Source organism: Flavobacterium artemisiae (assembly GCF_042678225.1).
GTDB classification, from domain to species: Bacteria; Bacteroidota; Bacteroidia; order Flavobacteriales; family Flavobacteriaceae; genus Flavobacterium; species Flavobacterium artemisiae.
In genome coordinates this window covers 36688-52173 of sequence record NZ_JBHUDZ010000008.1, presented here as the reverse complement: position 1 = coordinate 52173, position 15486 = coordinate 36688, and the positions used below count along the sequence as shown (strand labels likewise).

General features: G+C 33.8%; 15 protein-coding genes. 7 read left to right on the top strand and 8 right to left on the bottom strand.

All coding sequences use genetic code 11. The features are described from left to right. Nucleotides 1–2: 2 nt before the first annotated feature. From ACFSC2_RS08990 to ACFSC2_RS08980, 3 genes are all read left to right on the top strand, one after another. Nucleotides 3–527, top strand: a complete 525-nt coding sequence (locus tag ACFSC2_RS08990) for a GNAT family N-acetyltransferase (protein WP_379817857.1) — start codon at nucleotides 3–5, stop codon at nucleotides 525–527. Between the two features lie 28 nt (nucleotides 528–555). Further along, entirely contained in the window at nucleotides 556–1428 is an 873-nt protein-coding gene (locus ACFSC2_RS08985; protein ID WP_379817859.1) for a DMT family transporter, read from the top strand. Nucleotides 1429–1969: 541 nt separating this feature from the next. Next, complete coding sequence (locus tag ACFSC2_RS08980; protein ID WP_379817861.1) at nucleotides 1970–2365, top strand: DoxX family protein; 396 nt, start codon at nucleotides 1970–1972, stop codon at nucleotides 2363–2365. Between the two features lie 151 nt (nucleotides 2366–2516). On the opposite strand, the gene ACFSC2_RS08975 is transcribed toward ACFSC2_RS08980, so the two are convergent. The 6 genes from ACFSC2_RS08975 to ACFSC2_RS08950 all read right to left on the bottom strand — a co-directional run bounded on the left by ACFSC2_RS08975 (nucleotide 2517) and on the right by ACFSC2_RS08950 (nucleotide 8472). Then, nucleotides 2517–3284: a LytR/AlgR family response regulator transcription factor gene (locus ACFSC2_RS08975; protein ID WP_379817863.1), complete on the bottom strand. Its 768-nt coding sequence runs from the start codon at nucleotides 3282–3284 to the stop codon at nucleotides 2517–2519. Further along, a complete protein-coding gene (locus ACFSC2_RS08970) occupies nucleotides 3265–4281 on the bottom strand; it encodes a sensor histidine kinase (protein WP_379817866.1) in 1017 nt (338 codons plus the stop codon). The genes ACFSC2_RS08975 and ACFSC2_RS08970 overlap by 20 nt, the downstream gene beginning before the upstream one ends. 353 nt (nucleotides 4282–4634) lie before the next feature. Continuing rightward, nucleotides 4635–5375, bottom strand: a complete 741-nt coding sequence (locus tag ACFSC2_RS08965) for a DUF1223 domain-containing protein (RefSeq protein ID WP_379817868.1) — start codon at nucleotides 5373–5375, stop codon at nucleotides 4635–4637. Between the two features lie 166 nt (nucleotides 5376–5541). Next, nucleotides 5542–5952 (bottom strand): organic hydroperoxide resistance protein, encoded by a 411-nt coding sequence (locus tag ACFSC2_RS08960; protein ID WP_379817870.1) that lies wholly within the window; start codon nucleotides 5950–5952, stop codon nucleotides 5542–5544. A gap of 418 nt (nucleotides 5953–6370) precedes the next feature. Then, complete coding sequence (locus tag ACFSC2_RS08955) at nucleotides 6371–7369, bottom strand: alpha/beta fold hydrolase (protein ID WP_379817872.1); 999 nt, start codon at nucleotides 7367–7369, stop codon at nucleotides 6371–6373. Between the two features lie 692 nt (nucleotides 7370–8061). Further along, entirely contained in the window at nucleotides 8062–8472 is a 411-nt protein-coding gene (locus tag ACFSC2_RS08950) for a cupin domain-containing protein (protein WP_379817874.1), read from the bottom strand. A gap of 520 nt (nucleotides 8473–8992) precedes the next feature. Between ACFSC2_RS08950 and ACFSC2_RS08945 the strand changes: the two genes are divergently transcribed. From ACFSC2_RS08945 to ACFSC2_RS08930, 4 genes are all read left to right on the top strand, one after another. After that, on the top strand, nucleotides 8993–9220 hold the full coding sequence (locus tag ACFSC2_RS08945; protein WP_379817876.1) for a hypothetical protein: 228 nt from the start codon (nucleotides 8993–8995) through the stop codon (nucleotides 9218–9220). 208 nt (nucleotides 9221–9428) lie between these two features. Further along, entirely contained in the window at nucleotides 9429–11351 is a 1923-nt protein-coding gene (locus ACFSC2_RS08940; protein WP_379817878.1) for a hypothetical protein, read from the top strand. Nucleotides 11352–11647: 296 nt separating this feature from the next. Then, nucleotides 11648–12064, top strand: coding sequence for an OsmC family protein (locus ACFSC2_RS08935; RefSeq protein ID WP_379817880.1), 417 nt, complete (start codon nucleotides 11648–11650; stop codon nucleotides 12062–12064). 112 nt (nucleotides 12065–12176) lie between these two features. Continuing rightward, nucleotides 12177–12950, top strand: coding sequence for an alpha/beta hydrolase (locus ACFSC2_RS08930; protein WP_379817882.1), 774 nt, complete (start codon nucleotides 12177–12179; stop codon nucleotides 12948–12950). 328 nt (nucleotides 12951–13278) lie between these two features. Here ACFSC2_RS08930 and ACFSC2_RS08925 read toward each other — a convergent pair whose 3' ends face one another. Continuing rightward, the gene (locus ACFSC2_RS08925; protein WP_379817884.1) at nucleotides 13279–14247 is read right to left on the bottom strand and encodes a hydrogen peroxide-inducible genes activator; all 969 of its coding nucleotides are present in this window, start codon (nucleotides 14245–14247) and stop codon (nucleotides 13279–13281) included. Nucleotides 14248–14676: 429 nt separating this feature from the next. Further along, on the bottom strand, nucleotides 14677–15420 hold the full coding sequence (locus ACFSC2_RS08920; RefSeq protein ID WP_379817886.1) for an SDR family oxidoreductase: 744 nt from the start codon (nucleotides 15418–15420) through the stop codon (nucleotides 14677–14679). Nucleotides 15421–15486 lie beyond the last annotated feature (66 nt).

Below are 15486 nucleotides of genomic sequence, written 5' to 3'. Positions count from 1 at the left end.
CTATGAACGATCTAAAAATAAAAAAAGCCTCAATTGACGATTTAGAAAAACTACAGTCAATTGGACGACAGACTTTCTCAGAAACATTTGCCGAAGTAAATTCAGAAGAAAATATGATTCAATATTTGGAACAAAGTTTTGCTACTGAAAAGCTTATCAAAGAATTGAATAATCCGTCTTCTTATTTCTATTTGGCAGTTTTGGATGAAAAAGTGATTGGTTACCTAAAACTAAATACGGGAGAAGCACAAACCGAAAAACAAGATTTGGATGCGCTCGAAATTGAGCGTATTTATGTAGCAAAAGAATTTCACGGCAAAAAAGTCGCGCAGGCACTTTACGCACAGGCAGAACAAATGGCGAAAGAATTAAAAGCTTCCTATATGTGGCTTGGCGTTTGGGAAGAAAATTATCGCGCTGCTAGTTTTTACACCAAAAACGGTTTTGTACAATTTGACACACACATTTTTAGATTGGGCGACGACGAACAAACCGATTTATTGATGAAAAAAGTCTTAATTCACTAAAAATAAATAAGCTGTAAAAGCTTCAAAGATGAAAAAACAACAACTTTTACTGTTATTATTAATCCTAGGAACTGCTTTTTGGGGAATCTCCTATTCTATTACCAAACTGGCGATCGGCGATTATTCTCCCAATACCTTTTTATTTTATCGTTTTTTATTGGCCGTAATTGTTTTGAGTATCATTTTTTGGAAATACGTTAAAAACATAAATAAAGAAGCTGTAAAAACAGGTTTTATTCTTGCTGTTCCGATGTTTTTGGGCATACAGCTTCAAACGGTCGGACTAAAACATACCGATGCTTCGCAATGTTCTTTTATTGCCGGAATGACCGTTATTATTATTCCTTTATTAAAATTGGCTATTTACAAAACCAACGCTTCTTTAAAAATCTGGATTGCCGCTTTGACCGCTTTAACGGGTTTATTTATTATTGCCATAACCGATAAATTCCAAATAAACATAGGTGATTTATATACTATTGCTGGTGCATTTGGTTTTGCTGTTTATTTGATTTCGGTCGAAAAACATTCGGCAAAAATGAATCTTTTGTATGCTATAGTTCCCATGTTTTCTTTCTGCGCTTTGTTTACCTTTTGCCTTGCAATTACAGATTCGCAGGCAGATTGGTTTCCAGAAAAAAATACATTCTGGATCGGTGTTGTTTATTGCGCTTTGTTCTCAACGGCTTTTATGTACACCGTTTCAAACATTTCACAGCGCTATTTATCTGCCGAAAGAGTGGCGGTAATTTATTTATTCGAGCCTGTTTTTGGAGCCATCGGTGCTTTCTTTATTTTAGGAGAAAATCTTTCCTGGCGCTTACTCTTCGGCGGAAGCTTAATTTTTGCAGCCACAATTATTTCTGAAGTGGATTTTAATCGTAGAAAAGTTAGGGGTTAGAAGTTAAAAGTTAGGGGTTATAAGTGAAAACTTGAAACTTTGAATAAAATTTAAACACATAGAATCATAGATTTTTAGGAGTGGTAAAAGGCGTTTCACTTATTTAAACAAACATAGCAAGACTTGCTTTTCTTTGCACAAAGCTTTGTCAAAGTTTAAAACTTTGACAAAGTTGCATACGCCCCAGCTATGTGTGAGAAACGAGTTTCTTTTTAATACTCCTTTTTTATAATTCTAAAAATCTATGTTTCTATGTGTTGCAAAATCAATTACAATATCAAAAATCAAATTCAATTACAATTTTCAATACCAATAGCTATCACGCTAAAATCTAAAATCTATATTCTAAAATCTAAAATCCACATTCTAAAATCTATATTCTATATTCTATATTCTATATTCTAAAATCTACAGTCTAAAAATCTAAAATCAACAACTGTCCACTTAAACCCCAACTTTGTCCGCTTCACTATTTTTCTGATATGATGGCGAGTTGTTTCGACGCACCTTTGTCTCGTTAAATAACTTAAAATCAAAAATCATGAACTCAAAAACAACAAAAACAATTTATTGGACAGGTGCAATTTTAACTTCTCTTTGGTTTGGTGCCAGCGGTTTTTTTGAACTAACAGGAAATCCATTAGTGTGGGGAATCACACAGCAATTGGGTTATCCGTCGCACTTTATTTACATTTTAGGCGTATTCAAATTATCGGGCGTAATTACTTTATTGATTCCAAACAAATTACTTCGATTAAAAGAATGGGTATTTGCAGGCGTATTCTTCGACATTATTTTCGCTTTCTTTTCAAAAATTGCCGTATTAGGTTTTTCTGCTGCAATAGATGCGATTATCGCTTTTGTAATGGTAAGCGTAACTTACGCCATGTACAGAAAATTATATACTGCGACGTACAGCCCGACATCTGTAAACTAACTTTACGTAAACAAAAATTGCCTAAGACAAATCTTAGGCAATTTTGTTTTTTTTATCTTAAACTTTAATTCAAATGAAAAAAATAGTCTTTATAATATGCTGCATTTTAGCAGTCGTACTTTCTTTAAAATGTTTTATTCCCGACTAAATCTTATCGGTTTTCCAGCCAATTCAAAAAAGCTGTTGATTTTTCTTTTCCTACCAATAATTTTTCTTCTGTTGGAACGGTTAGTTTAATCAGCAGCTTTCGCGAAAAATAATGTTCGGCTTCGCGAATGGCTGAAAAATTCACCAAATATTGTCTGTTCATTCTAAAGAACTGAATCGGTGCCAGTAACTTTGAAATATCATCCAAAGACTGCGTCAATTGATATTCATTTTTATCAAAAGTCATAATCGTCGGCGTTTCATTTTTAATGAAAAAATAAGCGATATTTTCTGTTAGAACGGTTTGGTATTTATTGTTTTTGAAAACCAAAAAACTGCTTTTTCCTTTGTTCTCGCCGCTTTTGGTTAACAGATAATCAAAGTCAGGCATCTGCTTGTTATTTCGCTGAAAAAAATTCTTCAGCTCTCCAGCTTTCTTCATTGCCTGTGCAATACTTTCGCGCGAAAAAGGTTTCAGCACATAATCAATTCCGTTTGACTTAAAAGCTTCTATTGCATAATCGTCAAAAGCGGTGCAGAAAATAACAGGCGAAACCACTTCGACATTTTTAAAAATCTCAAAAGACAAACCATCTGCCAGCTGAATATCCATAAAAATAAGATCGGGCTGATCGTTTTCAGAAAGATAACTAATTGCTCCGTCAATACTTTGGATATAAGATAAAATCTGAACATCGGGACGAATGCTCAAAATCAACTGCCCCAATGCTTTGGCGGTTTTTACTTCATCTTCAATTATTATGATTGTCATAAACTGCTGGTATTTTTACTTTAAAAAGGATTTCGTTTTTTTCTATTTCTATTTCTTTGTGAATGAGATGCGCAAATCGCTGTGTAATATTGTCTAAACCAACTCCAGTTGACAAAACGCCTCTTTTCGGCTGAATCTTATTTTCAACCACAATAAAATCATTTTCAGAATAGAGCTTTATAATCAAAGGTTTTTCTAAAGAAACTATATTGTGTTTGATGCAGTTTTCGATTAACAATTGCAGTGTAAAAGGCGGAATCTGGACATTTAAATGTTTTTGATCGACCTCATTCAACAATTCAAAACCTTCTTCAAAACGCGCTTTCAGGAGATACACATACGAATCCAGGATCTCGATTTCTTCTTTCAATAAAATCAAATCCAGTTTACGGCTTTCGAGTGTAAAACGATAAAAATCAGATAATTTTAAAATAAAATCAGAGCTGTTCGGATCGTTGATGTCGACCATCGATTTTAAAGTATTCAAACTATTAAATAAAAAATGCGGATTAACCTGCTGTTTCAAAAGATCGTACTGCGCACCAAGATTAAGCATTTTTGTACGCTCCAACTCTACTCCCATTTGTCGGGTTTGGTAATTTTGAAAAAGCAGATGCACAAACATATAAACGATCAGGTTGATCAAAACCCCGCGAAGTTCAAACATAATCGGCGCGTCCATTTGTGCAAACTGAAAAAGTTCCTGATGCGCCACAACCAGAAAAACCATGAAACCGATACCAAAAATCACACTGACGAACAATCGGCCGTTTACAAAATTTTTGGAAGTGCGTTTGGTGGTAAATTTTGGCAGACTGTAAATATTGTAATACCAGATAAACAGCGAAAATAAAAACGTAATCGAAGAGTTGATTACAATATCTGACGGCTTGGAAAAAGTATCAAATAATTTGGGAATTGAGGCTAAAACAGCAAGCAAAACAGAACTTCCCCAAACCAAACGCTGGGAAACCTGAAAGCGTTTTATTTTTTCCATATATAATTTGTTTTTTTAGAATCCTCTTGGTCAAAGATAGGATTTTTTGTTTTGAAGTATTCACTTTTGCAAACACGAAAAAGCTTCATGTAGAAGCTTGTTTTACGAAATATTTTTTAACACATAGCCCCGATAGCTATCGGGGATAGATATGTGAGGTCCAGAAAAGGCGTTTCACTTGTTTAAACAAACATAGACGTTGTGTAAATCTTTGCGAAAAGCTTTGTCAAAGTTTTAAACTTTGACAAAGCTGCCAACCTTAAGCTATCTGTGGAGAAACTAGTTTCTCGACCCTACTCTTTTAAAGAAAATAAAAACCTATGTTTCTATGTGTTTGATTTTTTTTCAGCCCATTATAAATTTTCTCGATTTATTGCCAAAACGGCTCCATTAGCAACATTCTGAACAAATCCGATAAGTTCAAAATCTTTAGCATTAAAATCTTTTGGAAGATTTAAGGTCATATTTCCTTTTACATTTGAAGCCAGATTTATACTTTGCAATTCGCGTACAATTTGATAATGAGACAAAACTCGATTGGCATTTTCGCCTCTTTTTACATTACTTTTTGCCGATTTCTGAACCACAGCCACAAACAGTCTATTGTTTTTAGAAACTTTATCAAGCGTATAATTAACCTTTAATTTTGAGTTCAAAATACTGGAATCGAGCGTTAAATCTAGATTTTGAGGTTTCGAAATTGTGTTTTTGATCGCAGACCGAACTTCTTTTTCGTTAGAACCAATTCCGTCGATTTTTCCGTTTACAATAAATTGCGGTGTGTAAATTGGTTCTTTCCCAAGCCATTTCGCATAATCGTATTGACGATCGGTAAATTTTGGCTGACTGAAAATATCTTTCCAACCCTGTCTGTCCCAATAATCAACATGATACGCTAAAATATAGATTTGATTATTGTTTTCATTTTCGATTTTTCCGAGCAATTCATCTGCCGGCGGACAGCTCGAACAACCTTCTGAAGTGAATAATTCTAAAAGAGTAAAACCTTTAGTATTGGCGTTTTGACTAAAAATTCGATTTCCCTGAAAGAGAAAAAGAACAACCAAAATGAGTATTATTTTTATATTTTTCATTTGATAAAGTTTCTTTATAATTTCCTGCAAGGTTTTCAAAACCTTGTAGGTATATTTTTTTAGGTAATACGGCAAACCTGCAAGGTTCCAAAACCTTATAGGAATATTTTTCTCAGGTAATACGACAAACCTGCAAGGTTTTGAAAACCTTGCAGGATTAACAGTTTTAAAGAATATTGAATTCTACATCAATATTTCCTCTTGTCGCCTTAGAATACGGACAAGTTTGATGCGCGCCTGCTACAATTTGTCTGGCAGTTTCGTAATCAATTCCTGGAAGACTGATGTCTAATTTTGCCTGAAGCGAATATTCACTTCCTGTCAGACACAAATCCACCGAAGCATCGACAGCCGTTTCTGCCGGAAGTTTTACATTTAATTTCGCAGCTGCAAATCCCATTGCGCCGATAAAACAAGCCGACCATCCCGCCGCAAACAATTGCTCTGGATTGGTTCCAGAACCCGCACTTCCCGGAGGAGTTAGTTTGATATCCAAATTTAAGTCTGAACTTTGAGAAGCTCCATTTCTACCGCCTGTAGTGTGTGTTTTTCCTGTGTATAAGATTTTTGTTTCCATGAGTTTTTTAAATTTTAGAATTTAGATTGTTGATTTTAGATTGTTTAAAAAATTATGATTGATTTTAATTTTTGATATTGAGATTGTGATTAATATTGCATTGATTTTTTAAACACATAGAAACATAGGTTTTTTATTTTTCATTAAAAGAGAATAAAAAAGAAACTCGTTTCTCACACTTAGCTGGGTCTTTTAGGCAGCTTTGTCAAAGTTTAAAACTTTGACAAAGCTTTTCGCAAAGAATTCCACATCGGCTATGTTTGTTTAAATAAGTGAAACGCCTTTTTAACCGCTTCGATAAACTATGATTCTATGTGTTTAAATTTTAGAGATTGATTTACATTTTGACCTCCTGAGCAAAGTCGAAGGATTTTTAGAATTTGAGATTTACTAATTATCTAATTGACAAATTATCTAATTATCTCAATTCCCCCACTACATCAATAATCGCCTGAGCAAAAGCTTTCGGATCTTCTTGCGGTACATTATGCCCGATGTCTTTTAAAATTCGGTGATTGTATTTACCTGTAAATTTGTTGGCATATGCTTTTCCGTCTGCGTTGGCACCGTCAAAATTGCTGGCAATGGTGATTGTTGGTATTGAAATTGAAGGTCTTGCAGCCAATTTTTTTTCTAAAGCATCGTATTTAGATTCACCTTTTGCAAGCGACAAACGCCATCTGTAATTATGAATTACGATTGCTACGTGATCTGGATTGTCAAAAGACTGTGCCGTTTGATTGTATGTTTTGTCATCGAAATTCCATTTTGGAGAAGCCAGTTTCCAGATTAATTTATTGAATTCGTTAGTGTTTTGGGTGTAACCCGCCTGCCCTCTTTCTGTAGCAAAATAATATTGGTACCACCAGCCGTATTCAGCAGTCGGAAGAAGCGGTTTTTGGTTGGCTTCCAGATTTACTACAATATAACCGCTTACCGAAACCAAACCTTGTACACGTTCTGGCCAAAGCGCTGCAACGGCAACCGCAGTTCTCGCACCCCAGTCGAAACCGCCGATAACGGCTTTTTTGATTTTTAAAGCATCCATTAAATCAATTACATCTTGTGCTAGAGCGGCTTGTTGTCCGTTTCTGAAAGTTTGGTCAGAAAGAAAACGAGTCGTTCCGAAGCCGCGTAAGTATGGCGTGATAACGTGATATCCTTTTGAAACCAATTGCGGCACCACTTCATTATAACTGTGAATATCGTAAGGCCAGCCGTGAAGCAAGACTACTGTTGTTCCGTTTTGTGGCCCTGCTTCGGCGTAACCTACATTTAATAATCCGGCATTGATTTGTTTGAAAGTCCCAAGCGGATTTTCTGATTGTGCGTTGCTAAAGTTTACGCTTAATAATAGGATTGCCATTAGAATAAATTGGCGTAAAATCTTGTTTGTTGTGTTTTGTATCGTTTTCATAATTTATTGTTTTATAGATTATTTGATTAGTTAATTTCTTTGTCAAAGGTATTTTGAGAAGCCTCGTTTTGAAAGGAGAAAAAAGGTCAAGCGGACAAATTAAAGGTTGAACTGGACAGAAGTTTGGGTTGTTTTTTTTAACGCAAAGCACGCAAAGGTTTTTTACTTTGAAGGCTTACTAAAAGCGCTAAGAACGCAAAGCTTTGTGTGCTCATTAAAATAAACTTTGCGAACTTTGCGGTTAAATATACCACAGATTCCAATGATTAAAAGGATTTCTTTTTCTCGCAGATTTTTTAGATTCAATCAGCATGATCTGCCAAAATCTTTTTAAATCTGCGTGAAACAAAAACTTTTCGGTTAAATATGCCACAGATTCCACTGATTGAAAGGATTTATTTTTTCTGGCAGATTATTTTATATTCAATCAGCATAATCTGCCAAAATCTTTTTAAATCTGCGTGAAACAAAAACTTTGCGGTTAAATATTCCAAGATTCCAATGATTAAAAGGATTTATTTTTTTCTCGCAGATTTTGCAGATCAGCAGATTTTTTACTTTATCTGCTAAATCTCCCAAATCTGCGGGAGAATAAACTTTGCGAACATTGCGTAAACCTTTGCGAACATTGCGGTTAATTACACACAGCATTTCAACTTGAAACCTGAAACCTAAAACTTGAAACCTAAAATTTATTTCATCTTCAAAATAGGTTTTCCTTTTTCTACTATATAAGTTGCGAGTTCTGCCGCATTTAGATTCGTATTATTTTTTGCCGAATGAAATTTTCCTGCTGGAATAAAAAGTACTTCGCCAGCTTTTAGCGTTACTGGTTTTTCGCCTTCGATTTGATATTCTAATGTTCCTTCGATTACATAAATAATTTCTTCGCCGGGATGAGAATGATAGCCGAAAGCGCTGTGTTTTTCAAAGTCAATTCGCGCCTGAACCATTTCGCGTCCTGAAACACTAAGATCGTGTTGTTGAAGATTGGTTCTCTTTACTCCTGTCTGCGCCGCAATTTGATTCGGAACCAAAAAGGCGATGATTCCTAAAATGATTATTGCGATTACTACCCATGTTTTTTGTTTTTTAGTTTCCATAACTTTTGATTTAAATTATTTGTTATCAGTTAATTTCTGAGTCAAAAGTATATCTGTAATGATTCTTGCGGAATCAGAAAATAGGTGAAACGGACAAAGTTCGGGATGAAATGGACAATGCTTGGAGTGTGGATTTTTAACTACTTTGTTTTTTTAGCCGCAAAGAGCGCAAAGGTTTTTTTAATCTAAATGCGCGAAGTTCGCAAAGCTTTGTAAATAATAACTTTGCGACCTTTGCGTTCCCGATAGTTATCGTGATTGCAGTCTTTGGGATTAAATAGCAGTTAAATTTTTAATAACTTTGTTTCCAAGTACTCAGAATACTTCTTTAAAAATTATAAGAAAAATACTATATTAAATGCTTTTTTTGATATCTTTGGAGTCCTAAACACAAAGTACAATGAAATCAAAAAAATTTTTGCCCGTGCGGTATGGTGGCGGTATTGGAAACAACCGTAACGCTCTTTGTGGCGTAGGACACCTTAGCTGTGCGGGTTCTTTTTTCCTAAACACAAAGCTTATGAGTACCAACACCCTTTCAAAAGAAGCTGAAATCAGGCTTTTGGATTTTTTCAATGACAGAATTGATCCTATGTCTATGGCGAAAGCATTACGAATGGTAAATTTTAACCTCGCTCTAAATGCCATGAACGACCAAAACTTCACAACCGAAAAGGCACTAAGAGACTGTTTCATTTGGTTGAATGAATTAGCCGAAACTTTAAATCCGTATCTGGATTTGGAATAAGGTTTATCTTTTGAAAAATTTAAACCCTTGATCTTTAAGAAGATTGAGGGTTTTGTTTTTTATTATGATATATAAATTTACAGATTTACACAATAAAACTTTAAAAAATTATTTTATACTTAAATTAAATCCAATAAAACTACACATATGTTTTTTTTATTGTTAAATAAAAATTTATAATTTTATCAAAACACAAATAAAATATAAAATGAATATTGAGAAAATATATGAACTTAGAAAAAGCTTTACAATATTAGCTTTAACTGGACGAAAAGGATCTGGATGTAGTGAGGTAGCAGAAAGGTTAATACAAGGATGGACTGATGATAACGCAATTTTTAGGCATCCTGATACATCAAATATTTCTCATAATTCATATAGGAAGTATAGAATTGTTTACGAATATTCTAGGGAAAATTTTAAACCTCATATATTGATTTCATATAAAAAGATACTCTTTCTCTATATTTTGCTCAAAGATCACGATTCGTTAATAGATTTTTTAAAAGGAAGTAGATTAAAAGAAGATTTTGCTAAAAGCAATCTCGAACATCTTTGCAATTTTGAAGATGAAATTAAACATTTACAGAAGTGCAAAGATGAATTCCAATCACTTCACAATAAAATAAATACAATTTGGAAGAATCGCAGGAAAAATGAAAAAGCGGATCATTTAAAAGAACTTTACATTTCACAGGAATTTCAAAATTTATCAGACAATTTCTTTAATATTCTTGAAATACACTCGACTGTAAAGCGTAATAAGTTATTACAAATTATAGGTAATAATCTTAGAAAATCAAGTCACTACAATGATTCAACCAACTTTAATTTAGATAATGTTTTCGCTGTTGTAATATTAATAAATGATATTATTAAATCTTTTACAAGAAAAAGCAAAAAAGATAAAACTGTTACTGAAATTGTTATAGATTCATTAAGAAATCCACTAGAAATTATGTTTTTTAGACAACGATTTTCAGCATTCTATACAATTGCAGTAAATCGAACGGAAGAGATAAGAGAAGAAGTAATTAAAAAAAGATACGAAAAAGATGAACAGATAGACGTGCATAAACTAATTTCAGAAGAGTACAATGGAGCAAAAGCAAAAGACTTTTATAAGCAAAATGTTTCCCAATGCATTCAAAATGCTGATATTCATTTAGCTTTTAAAGACTACAAAGAGATCGATGAATTAAATGAACAAGTTAACTTAAAAAATGAAAATGTATCTCCATACTTTTCTTGGCAAATGCAACTTCTGAAATTTTTATCTTTAATTGATCAACCTGGAATTGTAACACCCTCTCCAGAAGAAAGATGTATGCAACTTGCTTTCACAGCTAAATATAATTCAGGTTGTATATCGAGACAAGTTGGAGCTGCAATTACAGATGAAAATTATGCAATAAAGGCGATTGGATGGAATAATACACCTGAAGGTCAAGTGCCTTGCGCATTGAGAAACGCAGATGATTTATTGTCAGGTAAAGATGATTATGATGCTTTTACAACCTATGAAAAATCGAACCCTGAGTTTCAAAAAACTTTTAAGGATAACTATAATAATACAAGAGTTGAAGAGAAACGAAAAGATTTAAAAGGAAGAAATCTTTGTTTCTGTTTCAAGGGCTTAATAAACTCATACTCTGATGGAAAAAACCAAGTACATACTAGGTCTTTACATGCAGAAGAAAGTGCTTTTTTACAGATTTCAAAATATGGAGGACAAGGAATTTTGAATGGTAAACTATTTACAACAGCCAGTCCATGTGAATTATGCTCAAAGAAAGCATATCAATTAGGTATTAAAGTAATTTATTATATAGATCCATATCCAGGAATATCCCTTGAACACATATTAACTGCAGGTTCAAACGATCGAAATCCAAAATTACGATTATTTCATGGTGCTATAGGAAATGCATATCATTGGCTTTACGAACCATTTATGGCATATAAAGATGAACTTAACTTAATATTAGAACACACTACTAAAGATTTAGCTTCAATGAAAGAGGAATTATTACTCATTAAGACTAATGAACTTCTTTCTGCAAAAAATGATTTACAAGCGATGATAGAAGAAAATGAAAAATTAAAAGAAATAATTGCATCAAAAAAGTAATACTAAATCGTTACTGATAGTTTAGATTCGTGATCATGAAGAAGTTTATAGACATAAAAGAAACTAAATAATATAAATATTTTAAAAAATAAAAAAGCGCATCTCTTTGGAGTTTGCGCTTTTTTATTTCATTAGACAACAATATTTTCATTTCATAAAATCAATAATTATAAAAAAATTTTATAACAACAAAAAATTATTAATTTGATTAATAAACACCTTCCCTATACCTTTGTCTCATCAAAATCAAAGAAATGATTTGATCATCTAAAAATTAATCATAAAAAATAGAAATCATGAAATTTACAAGAAGAGCAAACGCAAACTGGAAAGGTACAGGAATGGAAGGAAAAGGAACCATTAGTACACAAAGCACAACTTTGGATAATGCACAATTGTCTTTTAAAACTCGTTTCGAGCAAGGTGTTGGAACCAATCCTGAAGAATTAATCGCAGCAGCACATTCTGGCTGTTTTACCATGCAGTTAAGCTTTTTATTATCAGAAGCTGGTTTTGTTCCAGAAGATTTAGACACAACCGCTAAAGTAACTTTTGAAGACGGAACAATCACTTTAATTCAGTTAGAACTTACCGGAAAAGTTCCTGGAATCTCTGAAGAAGTTTTTCAGCAAACAGCACAAAAAGCAAAAGAGATTTGTCCTATTTCTAAGTTATTAAACACTGAGATTACTTTATCAATCACTTTACTTTAAATAAATTCCAAATTTTTAAAATCCCAAATTCCAAACTCTGAATGGAAAATTGGAATTTGGAATTTTTGTATTGGAATTTCTAATTAATCTAAAATCTAAAATATTTAAAATCATGAAAACACTATATAAAAGCTATTTAGCATTCGCAGCAATAATCTTTAGTTTATTATTAACATCAGTAAATGTAAACGCGCAAAAAACAGCGCCACAAATTAAAAACGTAGTATTAGTACATGGCGCTTTTGCAGACGGTTCGGGATGGAAAGGTTTGTACCAGATTCTAACTAAGAAAGGCTATAATGTAACCATCGTTCAGAATCCGTTGAGTTCTTTGGAAGATGATGTGAGAGCAACAAACTTGGCTTTGGACAAACAAGACGGACCAACAATTTTGGTAGGACATTCTTGGGGCGGAACGGTAATTACTGAGGCTGGTAATCATCCAAAAGTTGCGGAATTGGTTTATGTTGCGGCTTTACAGCCTGATAATGGCGAAAATTCTGTTCAATGGCTTCAAACTGCGCCTCCAGCTCCAGAAAATGGTGTATTGAATCCAGACGATAAAGGAATCGCGTATTATGATAAAGCGAAATTCCACGCTGGTTTTGCAGGGGATTTAAGCAAAGAAGATGCCGATTTTATGTATGCTTCGCAAGGTGCTTTTTATGCTAAAGGTTTTTTAACACCGATCACAAAAGCGGCTTGGAGAACTAAACCTTCTTACGGAATCGTAGCGACTGAGGATAAAAGTATAGTTCCGAGTATTCAGTACGCTATGTACAAACGTTCAAACACTAAAATCACTGAAATTAAAGGAAGCCATGTGGTGTTTATTTCACAGCCTGAGAAAGTGGCGAATGTGATTATTGAGGCTTCGAGAAAATAAATTCCAATTATTTTTAAATTCCAAATTCCAAGTTTTTCTTGTCATTTCGACCGAAGGGAGAAATCACACTCGTAACCACAAAGATTGCTGATTTTCTTTGCGGAAATTCTAGTGCGATTTCTCCCTTCGGTCGAAATGACAAGATTGCGTGTAATTGGAATTTTTAATTTTAATTTTTACTCAAGTTTTGTCATTCCGAGGAACGAGGAATCTTCGCCAGTAGCTCCGCAATTAGAATCGACAATCTTTGTAGAGCTACTGGCGAAGATCCTTCCTTCGTCAGGATGACAAGATTATGTGTAATTGGAATTTTTTCAAATATTGAATTTTAAGAAACCTTACTTACCGCCTTAATAAAATAAGGCGAATCATTCCAGCGGATTTTTCTGTAATTAAAATCTTTTTTAAGTGATTCGGGAAGGCAGTTCCAGATGGCTTCGTTCATTTTTTCGAGCAATAATTTCTTGGAGAAAGAATCGGAAACTACAAGGCTGATTTCTCTTACGGGAACCGGCTCTTTGAAAGGTTTAAAAAGTCCGCCTGTTTCGTTTAAGGTCGAAAGTTTCGGAATAATCGCAAATCCTAAATGCGCGCGAACCAGATTTTTTAAGGTTTCTATAGAATTGATATCGTATGTAAACTGCTCTTTTATTTTGTCTGACGTTTTTAGTCCGCAAATGTCAAGCAATTGTGCGTTGTAGCAATATTCGTGATGCAGGAGTAATAATTCGGTTTTGTCGCCGGGCTGCATTTCGTAAAATTCATCATTCGCCATTGGGTGCGATTGATTTAAATACGCTACAAAAGGTTCTTTAAAAATAACATGCTCAATTAAATTCGGATTTCCGGTTGGCGTCGCCATAATCGCAACGTCAATAGCGCCGTTTTCTAAATCCCTCATTAAGTGTCCGGTGTAACCCTCTTTAATTATAAAATGCACTTTTGGCGCCGCTTCTTTCATGGCCTGAATAAACAGCGGAATTAAATAAGGCGATAGCGTAGAAATAATACCAAGCTTCAACTCTCCTTCCAGCAGATTTTTTTCGTTGATCACAAAATCACGAATTTCATCGACTTCTCGAAGAATTTTTTTGGCTTTATTGATAATTTCAATTCCTAAAACGGTTGGAGTAAGTGGCACTTTATTTCGATCAAAAATCTTGATTCCAATTTCTTCTTCCAGATTTTTTAACTGAATCGTAAGTCCAGGCTGCGTTACCATACAAACTTCAGCCGCTCTTGCAAAATGGCGTTCTTCGTCTAAGGCAACAATATATTTTAACTGCTGGATGGTCATTTTTTTTTTAAGATTCTAAGATGCTGAGTTACTGAGATGCTAAGTTACTTAGATTATTAGAAACTTAGTTACTGAAATGCTAAGATACTAAGTTACCGAGTTTTTATTTTAAGTTTCTAATGAAACTTTGAGAAAGTTACCCCAAAACGTAAATTATTTAGAAATCAAAATATTATGATTTTTTTCACAAAAAAACAAAATCCAAAACATCCAACTTATCGTACATATACAAAACGGCTTTAGGAATGGAGTAAATGCAGATGGAGTAGTTTTTGGAGCATGTTGCATTTATCATTTCTAAATCTTGTTTTTTAAATTAAACTTATATGCCTTAAAAAAAGCGATCTTAAACGGATCGCTTTTATTTTTTGTATTTGATATTAAAAAACTTTAAAGCTCAGCAAATTAGTAGCTTAGAATCTCAGCACCTTAGACTAAAACCATTCCTCCGTCCATAATAAAATCGGAACCTGTTATAAAAACAGCCGCATCACTGCTTAAATACGAAACCATTTTAGCAACATCTTCTGATTTTCCCATTTGTTTTAGCGGGACTTTTTCTATTACAACATCCATAATGTTTTTAACGGTTTCGGAGTCAAGTCCTACTTTGTTCATTACTTCGGTTTCTGTCGGTCCGGGACTAACCGAATTTACTCTGATTTTTCTAGGTGCTAATTCTACTGCAGCCGATTTCATTACAGAATTTAAAGCTGTTTTACTAGCCGAATAAACCGATGATCCCGGCCCTGGCATACTTGCAGTGTTTGAAGAAAGAAATACTACCGAAGCACCATCTTTGAGCATTGGTACAAAGTTACTTAACGTAAAAAATGCACCTTTTAGATTCACATTCATTATATTGTCAAACAACTCTTCTGAGGTTTGTTCGATGGTGCCTAAACCTGCAATTCCAGCATTGATAAATAAGGTATCAATCGAACCATAATCGGTTTTTATCTGGCCGGCTAGTTTTTCGATATCCGAAACTTTAGATTGATCGGCTACAAACGGAATCGCGTCTAATTCTAAAGCAGCTTTTTCGATTGCGTCTTTTCTTCTTCCGGTAATTATTACAGTTGCGCCTTCGGCTTTAAATTGTTTAGCTGTCGCGTAGCCAATACCGCTGTTTCCTCCTGTTATTACTACTATTTTGTTTTTTGAAGTATTCATTTTGAATTTATTTTAAAATTATTTGACAAATTTAAATCCAAAATGGTATAACTTTGTAACCAGTAT

Coding starts and splice junctions, on each gene's coding strand:
- ACFSC2_RS08990 (WP_379817857.1), top strand. CDS start 3: ATGAACGATCTAAAAATAAAAAAAGCCTCAATTGACGATTTAGAAAAA.
- ACFSC2_RS08985 (WP_379817859.1), top strand. CDS start 556: ATGAAAAAACAACAACTTTTACTGTTATTATTAATCCTAGGAACTGCT.
- ACFSC2_RS08980 (WP_379817861.1), top strand. CDS start 1,970: ATGAACTCAAAAACAACAAAAACAATTTATTGGACAGGTGCAATTTTA.
- ACFSC2_RS08975 (WP_379817863.1), bottom strand. CDS start 3,284: ATGACAATCATAATAATTGAAGATGAAGTAAAAACCGCCAAAGCATTG.
- ACFSC2_RS08970 (WP_379817866.1), bottom strand. CDS start 4,281: ATGGAAAAAATAAAACGCTTTCAGGTTTCCCAGCGTTTGGTTTGGGGA.
- ACFSC2_RS08965 (WP_379817868.1), bottom strand. CDS start 5,375: ATGAAAAATATAAAAATAATACTCATTTTGGTTGTTCTTTTTCTCTTT.
- ACFSC2_RS08960 (WP_379817870.1), bottom strand. CDS start 5,952: ATGGAAACAAAAATCTTATACACAGGAAAAACACACACTACAGGCGGT.
- ACFSC2_RS08955 (WP_379817872.1), bottom strand. CDS start 7,369: ATGAAAACGATACAAAACACAACAAACAAGATTTTACGCCAATTTATT.
- ACFSC2_RS08950 (WP_379817874.1), bottom strand. CDS start 8,472: ATGGAAACTAAAAAACAAAAAACATGGGTAGTAATCGCAATAATCATT.
- ACFSC2_RS08945 (WP_379817876.1), top strand. CDS start 8,993: ATGAGTACCAACACCCTTTCAAAAGAAGCTGAAATCAGGCTTTTGGAT.
- ACFSC2_RS08940 (WP_379817878.1), top strand. CDS start 9,429: ATGAATATTGAGAAAATATATGAACTTAGAAAAAGCTTTACAATATTA.
- ACFSC2_RS08935 (WP_379817880.1), top strand. CDS start 11,648: ATGAAATTTACAAGAAGAGCAAACGCAAACTGGAAAGGTACAGGAATG.
- ACFSC2_RS08930 (WP_379817882.1), top strand. CDS start 12,177: ATGAAAACACTATATAAAAGCTATTTAGCATTCGCAGCAATAATCTTT.
- ACFSC2_RS08925 (WP_379817884.1), bottom strand. CDS start 14,247: ATGACCATCCAGCAGTTAAAATATATTGTTGCCTTAGACGAAGAACGC.
- ACFSC2_RS08920 (WP_379817886.1), bottom strand. CDS start 15,420: ATGAATACTTCAAAAAACAAAATAGTAGTAATAACAGGAGGAAACAGC.